The organism is Luteitalea pratensis, from assembly GCF_001618865.1.
Lineage (GTDB): Bacteria > Acidobacteriota > Vicinamibacteria > Vicinamibacterales > Vicinamibacteraceae > Luteitalea > Luteitalea pratensis.
The window spans coordinates 4,295,846-4,309,104 of the sequence record NZ_CP015136.1; the positions used below are offsets into that span (position 1 = coordinate 4,295,846).

13 protein-coding genes are annotated in these 13,259 nt (G+C 69.4%); 7 read left to right on the plus strand and 6 right to left on the minus strand.

What is annotated here, in order from left to right:
• Positions 1–95: 95 nt before the first annotated feature.
• The 3 genes from LuPra_RS17645 to tsaB all read right to left on the minus strand — a co-directional run bounded on the left by LuPra_RS17645 (position 96) and on the right by tsaB (position 1,674).
• The gene (locus LuPra_RS17645) at positions 96–353 is read right to left on the minus strand and encodes an HP1242/YdcH family protein (RefSeq protein ID WP_110171959.1); all 258 of its coding nucleotides are present in this window, start codon (positions 351–353) and stop codon (positions 96–98) included.
• Positions 354–487: 134 nt separating this feature from the next.
• Positions 488–934, minus strand: coding sequence for a ribosomal protein S18-alanine N-acetyltransferase (rimI, locus tag LuPra_RS17650; RefSeq protein WP_234800947.1), 447 nt, complete (start codon positions 932–934; stop codon positions 488–490).
• 11 nt (positions 935–945) lie between these two features.
• Positions 946–1,674: a tRNA (adenosine(37)-N6)-threonylcarbamoyltransferase complex dimerization subunit type 1 TsaB gene (gene tsaB / locus LuPra_RS17655; protein ID WP_110171961.1), complete on the minus strand. Its 729-nt coding sequence runs from the start codon at positions 1,672–1,674 to the stop codon at positions 946–948.
• A gap of 135 nt (positions 1,675–1,809) precedes the next feature.
• Here tsaB and mutS point away from each other — a divergent pair, with 135 nt between their 5' ends.
• Together mutS and LuPra_RS17665 are read left to right on the plus strand one after the other, a co-directional pair.
• Positions 1,810–4,410, plus strand: a complete 2,601-nt coding sequence (gene mutS, locus LuPra_RS17660) for a DNA mismatch repair protein MutS (RefSeq protein ID WP_110171962.1) — start codon at positions 1,810–1,812, stop codon at positions 4,408–4,410.
• Entirely contained in the window at positions 4,407–5,984 is a 1,578-nt protein-coding gene (locus LuPra_RS17665) for an ABC transporter substrate-binding protein (protein WP_110171963.1), read from the plus strand. Before mutS ends, LuPra_RS17665 begins: the two co-directional genes overlap by 4 nt.
• Before the next feature lie 68 nt (positions 5,985–6,052).
• On the opposite strand, the gene LuPra_RS17670 is transcribed toward LuPra_RS17665, so the two are convergent.
• Positions 6,053–6,880, minus strand: coding sequence for an alpha/beta fold hydrolase (locus LuPra_RS17670; protein WP_157899338.1), 828 nt, complete (start codon positions 6,878–6,880; stop codon positions 6,053–6,055).
• Between the two features lie 160 nt (positions 6,881–7,040).
• On the opposite strand from LuPra_RS17670, the gene LuPra_RS17675 reads away from it, so the two are divergent.
• Both LuPra_RS17675 and LuPra_RS33950 read left to right on the plus strand, forming a co-directional pair.
• Positions 7,041–8,042, plus strand: a complete 1,002-nt coding sequence (locus LuPra_RS17675) for a DUF72 domain-containing protein (protein ID WP_157899339.1) — start codon at positions 7,041–7,043, stop codon at positions 8,040–8,042.
• 50 nt (positions 8,043–8,092) lie between these two features.
• A complete protein-coding gene (locus LuPra_RS33950) occupies positions 8,093–8,224 on the plus strand; it encodes a hypothetical protein (protein ID WP_257724464.1) in 132 nt (43 codons plus the stop codon).
• A 134-nt stretch (positions 8,225–8,358) separates the two neighbouring features.
• Here the strand turns inward: LuPra_RS33950 and LuPra_RS17680 are convergent, their stop codons facing one another.
• Positions 8,359–9,336: an NAD(P)H-quinone oxidoreductase gene (locus LuPra_RS17680; protein WP_162472884.1), complete on the minus strand. Its 978-nt coding sequence runs from the start codon at positions 9,334–9,336 to the stop codon at positions 8,359–8,361.
• 85 nt (positions 9,337–9,421) lie between these two features.
• On the opposite strand from LuPra_RS17680, the gene LuPra_RS17685 reads away from it, so the two are divergent.
• From LuPra_RS17685 to LuPra_RS17695, 3 genes are read left to right on the plus strand one after another with little or no spacing between them, the layout of a single operon-like run.
• Positions 9,422–10,792, plus strand: coding sequence for an MATE family efflux transporter (locus tag LuPra_RS17685; RefSeq protein ID WP_157899340.1), 1,371 nt, complete (start codon positions 9,422–9,424; stop codon positions 10,790–10,792).
• Complete coding sequence (locus tag LuPra_RS17690; protein ID WP_110171968.1) at positions 10,789–11,811, plus strand: 1-aminocyclopropane-1-carboxylate deaminase/D-cysteine desulfhydrase; 1,023 nt, start codon at positions 10,789–10,791, stop codon at positions 11,809–11,811. Before LuPra_RS17685 ends, LuPra_RS17690 begins: the two co-directional genes overlap by 4 nt.
• A 12-nt stretch (positions 11,812–11,823) precedes the next feature.
• Entirely contained in the window at positions 11,824–12,783 is a 960-nt protein-coding gene (locus LuPra_RS17695) for an amidohydrolase family protein (RefSeq protein WP_110171969.1), read from the plus strand.
• On the opposite strand, the gene LuPra_RS17700 is transcribed toward LuPra_RS17695, so the two are convergent.
• On the minus strand, positions 12,767–13,258 hold the full coding sequence (locus LuPra_RS17700) for an FKBP-type peptidyl-prolyl cis-trans isomerase (RefSeq protein ID WP_234800446.1): 492 nt from the start codon (positions 13,256–13,258) through the stop codon (positions 12,767–12,769). The genes LuPra_RS17695 and LuPra_RS17700 overlap by 17 nt on opposite strands.
• Position 13,259: the final 1 nt, after the last annotated feature.

A 13,259-nucleotide genomic window follows, 5' to 3' on the forward strand; every position in this document is an offset into this window, starting at 1 on the left:
TAGTGGACCACGGCACGGCAGGAGCCACGGGTGCCCGCCGTATGGCGACGGGCACCACCTTGAATGGGAACCGGGTCGTCTTGAGGTGGCTTACGTCAGGCGTGAGCCATGTCCTGGGCCGGACCGGACGGCGGTGGTGCGGCGAATCGTCGGACGATGTCCTCCATCCGATCCTTGAGCTGCAGCTTACGTTTCTTGAGGCGGATTTCCTCGAGCTGTTCGCCCTCGGAGAGGTGCGGGTTGGTGGACATGGACCGAATCTGTTCGTCGAGCTCGTGGTGGAGGTTGTAGAGCTCTCTGTATTCCGCGTCGGTCCGGAGCAATTGCTCCTTCAGATCCTGCGCATCGGGCATTGCTGCCTCCTTGCTTGCGGGGGAACCGCACAGGGTGACCCCCGGGTTCAAGGGCACTCTACCACCGTCACGCGGGTGTCGCAACGCGGGAATTTCGCCCCAACTGTGCGGCAGACCTCCACGGTTCACGGGCCTCAGGACGCCGGTGCCGCGGGCCGCCAGTGCATCAGGATCGCGTCCTCGGGCGGCGCATCGTAATAACCCTTGCGACGCCCGTTTTCGGCAAACCCTTCACGCGCGTAGAGATGTCGCGCCGCGATGTTGGAGGCGCGCACCTCGAGGTACACGCCGAGCGGACATGCGTCAGCGACTGCTGACAAGACCGCGCGCAGGAGGACGCGGCCGATACCCTGCCGCCGCAGGTCCGGATGGACGGCGATGCGCAGCAACTCGCCCTCGCCGGCGACGATGCGCAGTATCGCCGCACCGACGGTCGCCTGCGACGTGCGGGCTTCCCACACGCGGGTCAGTCCATCGTCGAGCAGCGATCGCACCGCCGTGATCGACCACGGCACGTCGAAGCAGGCGCTCTCGAGCGTGGCGACTGCGGGACATGCCTCGGCGCCTGCCTCACGGATCATCACCGGCGCGATCATCCGACGTCGCCGGTCACCGGCAGACCGGCTTGCAGCCGGGTCAGCACGGCGTCGGGTCGCCGGACGTAGGCCGGCCTGACGGCCGCGGGCACGACGGCCTCGGCGATGCGATGACCGGCCTCGATGGCCAGGACCTCGGCGAGGGGCGGCGCAACGACCGGTTCCAGGGCGTCGCCGAAGCGGGCGAGAAGCGCGGCAGAGGCCTCGGGCCACGCGTCGCCTATCACGGCAATGCGATTGTCGGGCCCGACCCCGGCCCACGTGTCGGCCGCTTCGTCGGGCGTGCCCACAAACGCGGGCACTACCGGCACCACGCCTGCGCCCACGGCCGACGGCTGGTACAGAGCGGTGAAGACCTCGCCTCGCATGCCGTGCATCCAGACGCCGATCCAGCGCGTATGCGGTGCCGCAGCATGGCCGGCCAGTGCCAAAAGGTCCAGCGTCGATGCGACGAAAACGCGACGATCGAGGGCCATAGCCAGGCCCTGGATCGTCGCCAGGCCTACACGCAGGCCTGTGAAGCCGCCGGGGCCGGCGGCGGCTGCGAACAGGTCGACGTCGGCCAGGCCGTGGCCATGCGACGAGAGCAGCGCCACGACGTCGCCTGGGAGGCGCACCGCTTGCCTGACGGCCGCGTCGCCGATGCGTGACGCGAGCACGTGGCCGTCGCGTGCAAGCGCGATACTGCCAGTGCGCGTGGAGGAATCGAGGGCGAGGACGAGCATGCTAGACTGGCCGCTGGTTCCACGGCCCCGCTCATTCTACCGGCCGCGCGGCCCCTTCCCGGTGCGCGCCGCGTGCCGTTGCCTCCGGTGTCCGATTCGATCCTGACAGCTCCGCCCGCCTCGTTGACCCCGGCGATGCGTCAGTTCCAGGACGCGAAGCGCCAGCACCCCGACGCCCTGCTGTTCTTCCGCATGGGCGACTTCTACGAGTTGTTCTACGAAGACGCGGTGGTCGCGTCCCGGGCCCTCGAGCTGACCCTCACGTCGCGCTCGAAGGACGCCGCCGGAACCGGCATCCCGATGTGCGGTGTCCCGTTCCATGCCGCCGACGGGTACATCACCCGCCTGATCCGCCAGGGATTCAGCGTCGCGATCTGCGATCAGGTCGAGGACCCGAAGGCGGCCAAGGGGCTCGTCAGGCGCGAGGTGACGCGCGTCGTCACGCCGGGTACGCTGACCGACGTCGCCTACCTGGATGCACGCGCGCCAGCGCTCCTCGCTGCCGTGCTGCCTCCCGGCAAAGGCAGCATGACGTGGGGCTTGGCGTGGGTCGAATTGTCGACGGGCGACTTTGCCGCGACCGAGTTCGACGGCGAGGCTGCGGCCACGCTCCTTCGCGAGGAACTCGGCGTGCTGCTGCCGCGCGAGGTGCTGCTCCCAGAGGACGCGGATCTCGATCCGTTGCGGGCCGACGGCACTCCCCTCCCCGCGGTGACGCGCCGGGAGCGGTGGCAGTTCTCTGTCGACGCAGCGCAACGCGCGCTCACCGAGCAGTTGCAGACGACCGGCCTCGCAGGCTTCGGCCTGGACGGCCATCCATGCGCGATCGGCGCCGCCGGAGCCCTCGTCCAGTACCTGCGCGATACGCAGAAGGGGGACCTGACGCATGTCCGCAGCCTCGCGTATCGCGAAACCCGTGATGGCCTGATCATCGACGCGACAACGCTGCGCCACCTCGAGGTCCTCGCCTCGACCGAGGGCGATCGCCAGGTCTCACTGCTCGGCGTGCTGGACGAGACGGTCACGACCATGGGAGCCCGCCTGCTGCGGGCCTGGCTCACGAAACCGCTGGTGGCACTCGACGCCATCCGCGACCGTCTCGATGCCGTCGAAGACCTGGCCTTCAGGTCGGTGGAGCGCGGCACCCTGCGCGAGACGCTCGCGCAGGTCCATGACGTCCAGCGCCTCGTGGCACGAGCGGCCCTGGGCACGGCAGGTCCGCGCGACCTCGTCGCCCTGGCGCGCTCGCTCGCCGCCGTCCCTGGCCTGCGCGAGACGCTCGGTACCCTGCAGGCACCGCGGCTCGGGCAACTGTGCGCCGAGCTGGACGATCTGCCCGCGCTCCGAGAGCGAATCACCGCGACACTCGCCGACGACCCGCCGATGCTCGCCCGCGATGGCGACGTCGTCCGTGACGGCGCGGACCCGGAGGTCGATCGGCTGCGGCACCTCAGCCGCAGCGGCAAGGGCGACATCTCGGCGATGGAAGAGGCCGAGCGGCAGCGCACCGGCATCTCGTCGCTGAAGATCCGGTTCAATCGCGTCTTCGGCTACTACATCGAGATCTCCAGGTCGAACCTGCACGCGGTCCCGCCCGACTACATCCGCAAGCAGACCATTGCCGGTGGCGAGCGGTTCATCACGCCGACGCTCAAGACGTACGAAGAGCAGGTGCTCCATGCCGATGAGCACCTCGTCACGCTCGAAGTGGCGATCTTCGAGGCGTTACGTCGCGAGGTCGCAACAGACGCCCCGGCGCTGCAGCGCACCGCGCTCGCGCTCGCCACGCTCGACGTGCTGGCGACCTTCGCCGACGGCGCCGCCCGCCGCAACTACAGCAAGCCGCACCTGCACGACGGCGACGACCTCTCGATCGTCGAGGGCAGGCACCCGGTCGTCGAGACGATGACCCGCGAAGCGTTCGTCCCCAACGACCTCTCGCTCGACGGCACCACGCAGCAGTTGCTCGTCATCACCGGGCCCAACATGGGCGGCAAGAGCACGTACCTGCGACAGACGGCCCTGCTCTGCCTGATGGCCCAGGCCGGCGCCTTCGTGCCGGCGCGGCAGGCCAAGCTGCCGGTCGTCGACCGCATCTACGCCCGCGTCGGCGCCGCCGACAACATCGCGCGCGGGCAGTCGACGTTCATGGTGGAGATGCAGGAGACCGCGAGCATCCTCAACACGGCGACCTCGCGCAGCCTCGTCGTGCTCGACGAGATCGGCCGGGGCACGTCGACCTTCGATGGCCTCAGCATCGCCTGGGCCGTGGCCGAGCATCTCGCCACGAGCCTGAAGGCGCGGCCGAAGACGCTGTTCGCCACGCACTACCACGAGCTCACGGACCTGGCCGACGCGCTGCCGGGAGTCGCCAATGCGCATCTGCTGGTGCGCGAATGGCAGGATCAGATCGTCTTCCTGCGCAAGGTCGTGCCGGGACGATCGGACCGCAGCTACGGCATCCAGGTGGCGCGACTTGCCGGCCTCCCGGCCAGCGTGATCCGCCGCGCGCGCGAGATCCTCACCGGGCTCGAACAGGACGAACTGGCACGAGGCGGACGCCCGACGATCGCCGGCGCGGCCACGCGCGAAGGCCCGCAGCAGCAGCTCGGGCTCTTCCAGGTGCCGGCCGACGAACGACTGCGTGAACGCCTGCGCGAGATCGACGTCAACGCGCTCACCCCCTTGCAGGCGCTGACGATCCTTGCCGCGCTCAAGGACGAGGCCGAGGCATGACTTCCCGCCGGGTTCCGCGTGCCGGGTACCGGGTGCGAACGATCGCCGACGCCCTGCGCAGCCACCGAGTGCTGGTGCTACTGGCATTGGCAGTGCTCGGCGGCGCCTGCCGTGAGCGTAGCGCGCAGCAGGATCCGGCTGTCATCGTCGGCATCGCGGTCGGCCCGACCAATCTCGACCCGCGCGTGGGCAGCGACGAGGCGAGCCAGCGTGTCCATCAGCTGCTCTACGCGTCGCTTGTACGCCTCGACGACCAGCTCCAGGTCGTGCCGGAACTGGCCGAGCGCCTCGAAGCCAGGGACACGACGACGTTTGTGGCACACATGCGCGCCGGTGTGCGGTTCCACGACGGCTCGGCGCTTGACGCGGAAGACGTCGCCTACACGTTCCGCAGCTTCCTCGACAAGGCGTTCCTGTCGCCGCGCAAGGGCGCCTACGCGCAGCTCGCGTCGGTCGACGTCGAGGACGCGCGCACGGTCGTCTTCCACCTCAAGGAGCCGTTCGCGTCGTTTCCGGTGAACCTCGTGATGGGCATTGTCCCTGCCGGTACGCCGGCCGGAGCGCCCGCGCATGTCGGCGCGGGGCCCTACCGCTTCGTCCGCATGCAGTCCGATGACCGGGTCGAACTCGCCCCGTACGCCGGCTACTTCGAAGGCGCGCCGAGCAATGCGGGGGTGATCCTGCGCGTCATTCCCGATGACACGATGCGCGGCCTCGAACTGCGCACCGGTGCCATCGACCTCGTCATCAACGACCTGGCCCCCGACATCGTCAGGACGCTGCAGCGCGAGGATCGCATGCAGGTGGTGACCGCGCCGGGACTCGACTACGCGTACATCGGCATGAACCTGCGCGACCCGCTGTTGAAGGACGTGCGGGTGCGGCGCGCACTGGGGCTCGCCGTCAACAGTGCCGCCATCATCGAGCATCTGCGCCGGGGTCTCGCGGTGCCGGCCACCGGCATCATCCCGGCGATGTCATGGGCGAACGCCGACGACCTCCAGCCGACTCCCTACGATCCGGAGGAGGCAGGCCGACTGCTGGATGCGGCCGGCTATCCGGACCCGGACGGCGCCGGTCCGGCCCCGCGATTGCGGCTGACGCTCAAGACCTCGACCGCCGAGTTCGTGCGCCTGCAAGCCGCCGTGATCCAGCAGGATCTTGCGCGCATCGGCGTTGCCGTGGACGTACGCACCCATGAGTTCGCAACGCTCTACGCCGACGTCCTCAAGGGACGCTTCCAGCTCTTCACCCTGCAATGGGTCGGCGTGTCCGATCCCGACATGCTGCGTCGCGTCTTCCATTCCTCGCAGATGCCACCGGCCGGCTTCAACCGCGGCTTCTTCAGTGATCCCGAGGTGGACGCGCTGATCGAGCGCGCCACGACCACGGCGGACCTGACCCTGCGGCGGGCGCAGTACATCGACGTGCAGCACCGCCTGTTCGCGGCGGCCCCGTACGTGAGCCTCTGGACGAAGGTCAACGTCGCCGTGGCGCAGCCATGGGTGAGCGGCGTGCACCTCACACCGCAGGCCAGCTTCACGACGCTGCGCAACGTCACGAAACGAAGGTAGGGACGCCTCTCCGAGGCGTCCCTCGCCTCGACGTGAACTGCGGACATGGACCGCTCGGAGAGCGGTCCCTACCAACCAAGCCACTCGGCGAGCAGTTCCACCACCACCTCGGGCGACTCGGCGTGGATCCAATGCCCGCCCTCGCGCTGGTGAAGATGCACGTGCGCCGCCCCTGCTCGCGGGTGTGCCTGCAACTCGACGAGCCGGGCGACGACCGCCGGCGAAATCACACTGGATTCGGTCGCCTTGAGCACGTGGATGTCATGCCTGGCCGCGCCAGGGTCGAGAACGTGCCACAACGACGTCTGGAAGAACTCGTGGAGCAGGCGCTCCATGACGTCGAAGTCGAGGCGCCATCGGAACCCATCGGGATCGTGGACCAGGTTCGTCGACATCCATTGCGCGACCCCGGTGCTGAATCCACCGGCCTCGATTCCCGTGATCGCGGCCTGGCGCGATGGGAACGTCGCTGGCAGCGCCCGGACGATGCCGAGCATCTCCCAAGCGCTTCCGGACGGCGACTTGGCTTCGGGCGTCGAGTCGATCACCCAGGTCTGGAGCGTTCTGGTCGATTGCCGGGCGGCATGGGCGAGCGCGACCTTGCCACCGAACGAATGCCCGAGCACCGCATCAGGCTGCACCCCCTGCTCGACGCCCCACGACTCGATATCGCCAGCCAGCGCGTCAAGCGTGCCTGCTTCCGGCCCTGGATGCGCATCGCCGTGGTGACGCATGTCGGCGAGCCAACAACTCCAGTCCGGCCGGCGTTCGACGAGGAGCCGCGCCACCGCCAGCCAGTTCCTGCCGCGGCCGTAGATGCCGTGGAGCATCAGGAGCTGCCGCGTACCGGACTCGGCGCCTACGCGCCTGGCCACCATCGGCGAGCGTGACGTCATCACCGACACGGTATCCTTGAACGCGGCCCCCGTCACGCCGGGGTACTGACGCCGCGGCGCATGGCCGGGCTCGGAGAGTCGGCTGTATCTGCGGACGCGACTCCGACTCCCGACTCCCAACTCCCGACTCCCGACTCCCGACTCCCGACTCCCGAGTAGTGTGAACGACGACCAGCTCTCGCTCTTCGACCTTACGCCGCCTCCGCGCGGACGCGACGATGAGACCAACGTGTCGGAGACGGACTGGCCGGCGGAGGTCCGCGCCCTTGGCGAGCGACTTCCCGCTGGTGTCCGTTTCGGCACCAGCAGCTGGAGTTTCCCTGGCTGGGCCGGCCTCGTCTATCGTCGGCCGCGCACACAGGCCGAACTCGCGCGCGAGGGCCTGCGCGAGTACGCCCGCTATCCGCTGTTCGGCACCGTCGGCATCGATCGCAGCTACTACGCGCCGCTGACGGGCGAGGACCTCAAGCGCTACGCCGCGCAACTGCCTGCGGGCTTTCCATGCTGCGCGAAGGTTCCCGCGATGTACGCCTCGCCCGTGCTACCCGGTAGCGGCCGCGGCGCAGAGGCCCTTCCCAATCCGGACTTCCTCTCCGCCGGGGGATTCCTGGCCGACGTGGTCCAACCGTTCCACCTGCACTTTGCCCGGCATCTCGGCCCGTTCGTGCTCGAGATTCCCCCGGTGCCGCCGGAGGTCCGGCTCGACCCGTCGGCGTTTGCCGACCGGCTCGGCCGATTCCTGGACGCACTCCCGGACAGTTGCCCGATCTCGGTCGAACTGCGTGATCGGCGACTCATCACACCCGCCTACGAGGCGGTGCTGAACCAGTACGGGGCCGCGCACGTCCTCAACTATTGGTCGGCCATGCCGTCGCCCCGGGAACAGGCGGGCATGCTCGACGTGACACGTGCGCCGTTCACGGTCGTGCGTCTCCTGCTCCGTCCCGGCACGCGCTACGAAGCGCGGCGCGAAGACTTCCGCCCGTTCAACCGCATCGTCGACCAGAACGACGTACTGCGCCGGGACGTAACGCGGCTGATCAGCGACGCGACGGGGCGGCAGCAGCCGGTGTACGTGCTGGTGAACAACAAGGCGGAAGGGTCGGCGCCGCTGACGATCCGCGCGCTCGCCGAGCAACTCGTCGCAGAAATGCAGCTGTAGGTGGGAACCTTTCGACGCGTCGGCCCGTAGCGGAAAAGAGCAGGGCTCCCATGACACCGCCGACGACGTCACGTCCGCTCGCCTACGACATCGCCCCGGCGGCGACGCTCGAATGGCCGCGCCTGGCGCGGCTGCTCGCCGCTGCCGCCGTCATCGGCGCCATCATCGGCAGCGTCGGCTGATCATCCAGCCGGGGGACACAGGTCACGGCGCATGGCCGGGCTCCACCTCCGCCAAGGCTACGGTGGGACAAGTCGGAGAGCCGAGCTACGTCCGTTCCCGATCCGCTATTCCCGACTCCCGACTCCCGATCACTCTAGACGGTAAGCACTATCTTGCCGACGTGCGCACTCGATTCCATGAGCGCGTGGGCATCTGCTGCGCGCGCGAGTGGAAACGTCCGGAAGATCTGCGGGCGCACTTCGCCCGCCTCGAGCCACGGCCAGACGTGCGCTTCGAGCGCCGCGGCGATCCGCGCCTTCTCGGCCACCGGGCGCGGGCGCAGCGTGGAACCGGTAAACGTCAATCGCCGCCGCATCACCAACGCCGCGTCCACGGTCGCCTTGCTTCCCTGTAGCACCGCGATCTGCACGAGGCGGCCGTCCTCGGCGAGCAGCGAGAGATTCCGTGCGACGTACTCGCCGCCGACCATGTCGAGAATCACGTCGACGCCGCGATCGCCGGTCGCCTCGCGCAGGACCGCGACGAAGTCCTCATCGCGATAGTTGGCGCAGCGTGCCGCCCCGAGCCGCTCGCAGGTGGCGCACTTGTCAGCTGAGCCGGCGGTGCCGAACACCGTCGCGCCCCATCGCACCGCCAACTGGATCGCGGTGGTGCCGATGCCGCTGGACGCGCCGTGCACGAGCAGCGACTCGCCGGCCCGTAATCGCCCCCGCTCGAACACGTTGGTCCACACGGTGAAGAAGGTTTCCGGCACGGCCGCCGCCTCGATCATCGAAAGGACCTTCGGCCGGGGCAGGCACTGCCCTTCAGGGGCGACGGCGTACGCGGCGTAGCCACCACCGGCGAGCAGGGCGCACACCTCATCGCCCTCTCGCCATCTCGTGGTCCCCGTCCCGGCGGCGATCACGGTTCCCGCGACCTCGAGACCCGGCAGGTCTGAGGCACCGGGCGGCGGCGCGTAGCCACCCTTGCGCTGGAAGACATCCGGCCGATTGACGCCGGCGGCCGCCACGTGGATCAGCACCTCGCCCGCGGCCGGCACCGGTACCGGGCGCTCCGTCGGCGTCAGCACCTCCGGGTCGCCGAACCCGCGGATCTCCACGGCCGCCATCGTCGCTGGCATGCTCATGCCGCGAGAATACGGCAGACACCGCCACGGCGCAGCGACGCCCGCGGTGAGGCCGTATGATGGGCGGATGGCCGTGCGTGGATCGTTCGTACGTGAGGCGCTGCTGCCGATGATCCGCCTGGCGCTGCCGGTGATCGCCGCTGAACTCGGCTGGATGTCGATGGGCGTGGTCGACACGGTGATGGTCGGCCCGCTTGGCGCCGCCGCACTCGGCGGCACCGGCATCGGCAGCGTCCTGTTCGTTGCCGTGGGCGTGTTCGGCATGGGCCTCTTGCTCGGCATGGACACGACCGTGTCGCAGGCATTCGGCGCGGGCAAGCGGGCACAATGCGATCAGTGGCTTGTCGCCGGTCTCTGGGTCGCCGTACTCGTGACGCCGCCTCTGGCCGCCGTCCTGTACCTGATGCAGCTTGCACTGCCCTCCTTCGGGTTCCACCCGCAGGTGCTGCCACACGTGCAGGCCTACTTTCCCGTCGTGGCGCTGAGCCTGCCGCCGTTGCTGCTCTACGCGGCGCTGCGCCGATACCTGCAGGCGCTGTCGCGCGTCGGCGTCATCGCCTTCACGCTGGTGTCGGCCAACCTCGTGAACGTGCTGGTCAACTGGGTCCTCATTTACGGCATCGGGCCTTTCCCCGAACTCGGCGTGGTCGGCGCGGCGTGGGCGACGGTCCTCTCGCGCCTGTACATGGTGGCGGTGCTCGCGACGGCGGCATGGCGGTTGCACCGCGGCGAATCGTTGCCACGGATGTCACTGGCCCTCCCTGTGGAGCGGGTCCGGCGCCTCCTGACTCTCGGGTTGCCGGCCGCCGCACACCTGACCTTCGAGGTCGGCGTCTTCAGCGCGGTCACGGCCATTGCGGGCCAGTTGGAACCGGATGCGCTCGCGGCGCACAACATCGCCTTGAACATCGCCAGCGTCGTGTTCATGGTGCCGCTCGGCATCTCGGCGGCCGCGGCGGTGCTGGTCGGGCAGCATGTCGGGGCGGGGGATGCAGCCGGGGCGCGTCGCGCCGGGTGGGCGGCCATCCTGGTGGCACTCGCGTTCATGGGATCGTCAGCCGTGGCATTCCTGGTCGCCCCCGGCGGGTTCATCCGGCTGTACACACGGGAGATCGCCGTGATCGCCATCGGTTCGCAACTCCTCGGCGTGGCCGCTGCGTTCCAGCTCTTCGACGGACTGCAGGTGACCACCACCGGCGCGCTGCGGGGGCTGGGGGAGACGCGCGTGCCGATGGTCATCAGCCTGGTCGGCTACTGGGTCAGCGGCCTGCCCCTCGCGTGGTGGCTGTGCTTCAAGGCGGGCTACGGCGTGATCGGGTTGTGGCTCGGGCTGGCGGCAAGCCTCTTCTTCGTGGGCACGTGCCTGCTGTGCCTCTGGCGCGTCCGCATCGGCCAAGCCGTCCGCGGCGTGGCGGCGCTGACGGTGACCTCGACATGACGCTGCGACTCGATCGGCTCGCAGCGGCGCTGGCGCCGCTGCCGCGCGTCTCGCTCGGCGCGTGGCCAACACCGCTCGTGCCGCTGCGACGGCTGGGTGATGCGCTCGGCCTCGACCTGTGGCTGAAGCGCGACGACTGCAGCGGTCTCGCACTCGGCGGCAACAAGGCGCGCAAGCTCGAATTCGTGATCGGCGAAGCCATCGTGCGCGGTGCGCACACCCTGGTCACAGCCGGCCCGGTGACGTCCAACCATACGCTGATGACCAGCGCGGCCGCACGGCGCCTCGGGCTCGAGGTCCACGTGGTGCTCGGCGGCGAGGCACCCACATCCTCGACAGGTAATCTTGCGCTGACGCAGTTGTACGGGGCGCACGTGCACTTCACGTCGATGAACACCGCCGACCCGTCTCCCGGTGATCTGGCCGCCTCGCGGGTCCTCTGTGAGCGGCTGGTGCGCGACACCGGCGGTTACTGGATTCCGCCTGGCGCATCGATGCCTGCCTCGATCCCGGGCTACGCGGACGGCGTGCGCGAGGTGATCGCGCAGTCAGGCGGAGCGTTCCCGTTCGACGATGTCGTCGTAGCCTATGGAACGGGATCGACGTCGGCAGGTGTATACGCTGGACTCGTCCTGGCCGACCTCCCGGCAACGGTGCACGCCATCGCCGTGTCGTCACCGACAGCGATGGAGCGCTTCGCCGCCCCGCCGCCGTCCGAGATGGTGCAGGCCGCCATCGCCTTGTTCGGCTGGCCCGTGACGCTCGACGCGACGCGAGCGCGATGCAACTGGGTTCGACCCGTGGACGAGCCAGGCTATGGACTACGCACGCCGGCGGCTGACGCCGCCCTGCTCGGCATGGCGCGCGAGGAAGGCTACCTGCTCGATGCGACCTACACGGCCAAGGCCGCGGCGGCGATGATCGCGATGGCCCGCGACGGCCGGCTCGCCAGGGGCGCACGCGTGCTGTTCATCCATACCGGCGGTCTCTCGACCACGGCTGCCGCTGCGGCGCACTGAAGGAGTTCGCACATGACGACCTTGCCGCCCCTCGGCTTCGGCGTGACCGGCACGCTGCCGTTGCGCCTGAACGACGCCCATTGCCATTTCTTCTCGTCGCGCTTCTTCGATGTGCTGGGCCGCCAGAAGGGTCTCCCGGGCGACTCGCCGGGCCTTGAAATCACGCGCCTGGTCGGCTGGGACCATCCGGGCTCGCCCGAAGCGCTGGCCGACCGCTGGGCCGAGGCGTTGACGGAGGGCGGCGTCGGGCGAGCCCTGCTGATCGGCAGTGTGCCCGGCGAAGAGGAGCAGGTGGCACGGGCCGTGACGCGCCACCCGGATCGCTTCGTCGGCGCGTTCATGCTCGATCCCACGCAGGAGGGCTCGCTGACCCGCGTCGCCTGGGCACTGAACCAGCCCGGCATGCGCGTGGTCTGCCTGTTCCCGGCGATGCATGGCTACACGCCATCGGATCCGCGTGTCCTCGGCCTGGCCGAACAGGTGGCGGGCAGCGGCGCCGCGCTGTTCGTGCACTGCGGCGTGCTCACGGTCGGCATCCGGAAGAAACTGGGGCTGCCGAGTGCGTTCGAAGCGCGCCACGGCAACCCGCTGGAACTGCAGGGGCTCGCGCTGCGTCACCCGTCGCTGCCGATCATCGTGCCGCACTTCGGCGCGGGTTTCTTCCGCGAGTTGCTGATGGTGGCCGACACCTGCCCGAACGTCGTCGTCGACACGTCCTCGAGCAACGCGTGGACGAAGTACAGCCCGGGCCTCACGCTCCGGCACGTCTTCTCGCAGGCCCTGGCGGTGCTCGGCCCCGAACGACTCCTGTTCGGTACCGACTCGTCGTTCTTTCCGAGAGGGTGGCACGCGGCGATCCGTGACGCCCAGTTGGGCATCCTCGACGAACTCGCCGTGCCGCTCGTCGATCAGCAGGCGATCTGCGCGGGCAACTTCGATCGCCTGTTCCCCAGGCCTACCTCACGTCCATGAGCTCGAGCTCGAAGACGAGCGTCGCATCGGGCGGAATGCCGGGCGGCGAGCCCTCGTCTCCGTATCCAAGTCGCGACGGAATCGTCAATTCGCGGGTACCGCCCTCCTTCATCCCGGCGACGCCGCGCTCCCAGCCGGGGATCACCTGTGCGGCCCCCAACACGAATTCGTACGGGCGCCCCCTGGTGCGCGACGAATCGAATGCCTGCCCGCGGTGGTCGGGCGCGGCACTGTCGTACAGCCACCCGGAGTAGTGCACCACGAGTCGGCGTCCCGTCTCGGCGGGCTCACCCGTGCCCGGCGCGAGATCGCGGATCTGCACCGTCTCGATCGTGGTGCGTGCACGCGCGGCCTGCTCGGCGGTGTAGCGCGTGTCAGGGCCTCCGCATCCAGCGGACACAGCGATGAGCAACAGGGTCGGCATCGGCCGGCAGCGACGACGCAGGGCGGCGAATAGGGGGCGGGTGACAAGCATG

Bases quoted from the DNA above. Each gene is read 5' to 3' on its own strand.
- LuPra_RS17645 (WP_110171959.1), bottom strand. From the start codon at position 353: ATGCCCGATGCGCAGGATCTGAAGGAGCAATTGCTCCGGACCGACGCG.
- rimI (WP_234800947.1), bottom strand. From the start codon at position 934: ATGATCCGTGAGGCAGGCGCCGAGGCATGTCCCGCAGTCGCCACGCTC.
- tsaB (WP_110171961.1), bottom strand. From the start codon at position 1,674: ATGCTCGTCCTCGCCCTCGATTCCTCCACGCGCACTGGCAGTATCGCG.
- mutS (WP_110171962.1), top strand. From the start codon at position 1,810: ATGCGTCAGTTCCAGGACGCGAAGCGCCAGCACCCCGACGCCCTGCTG.
- LuPra_RS17665 (WP_110171963.1), top strand. From the start codon at position 4,407: ATGACTTCCCGCCGGGTTCCGCGTGCCGGGTACCGGGTGCGAACGATC.
- LuPra_RS17670 (WP_157899338.1), bottom strand. From the start codon at position 6,880: ATGACGTCACGCTCGCCGATGGTGGCCAGGCGCGTAGGCGCCGAGTCC.
- LuPra_RS33950 (WP_257724464.1), top strand. From the start codon at position 8,093: ATGACACCGCCGACGACGTCACGTCCGCTCGCCTACGACATCGCCCCG.
- LuPra_RS17680 (WP_162472884.1), bottom strand. From the start codon at position 9,336: ATGGCGGCCGTGGAGATCCGCGGGTTCGGCGACCCGGAGGTGCTGACG.
- LuPra_RS17685 (WP_157899340.1), top strand. From the start codon at position 9,422: ATGGCCGTGCGTGGATCGTTCGTACGTGAGGCGCTGCTGCCGATGATC.
- LuPra_RS17690 (WP_110171968.1), top strand. From the start codon at position 10,789: ATGACGCTGCGACTCGATCGGCTCGCAGCGGCGCTGGCGCCGCTGCCG.
- LuPra_RS17695 (WP_110171969.1), top strand. From the start codon at position 11,824: ATGACGACCTTGCCGCCCCTCGGCTTCGGCGTGACCGGCACGCTGCCG.
- LuPra_RS17700 (WP_234800446.1), bottom strand. From the start codon at position 13,258: ATGCTTGTCACCCGCCCCCTATTCGCCGCCCTGCGTCGTCGCTGCCGG.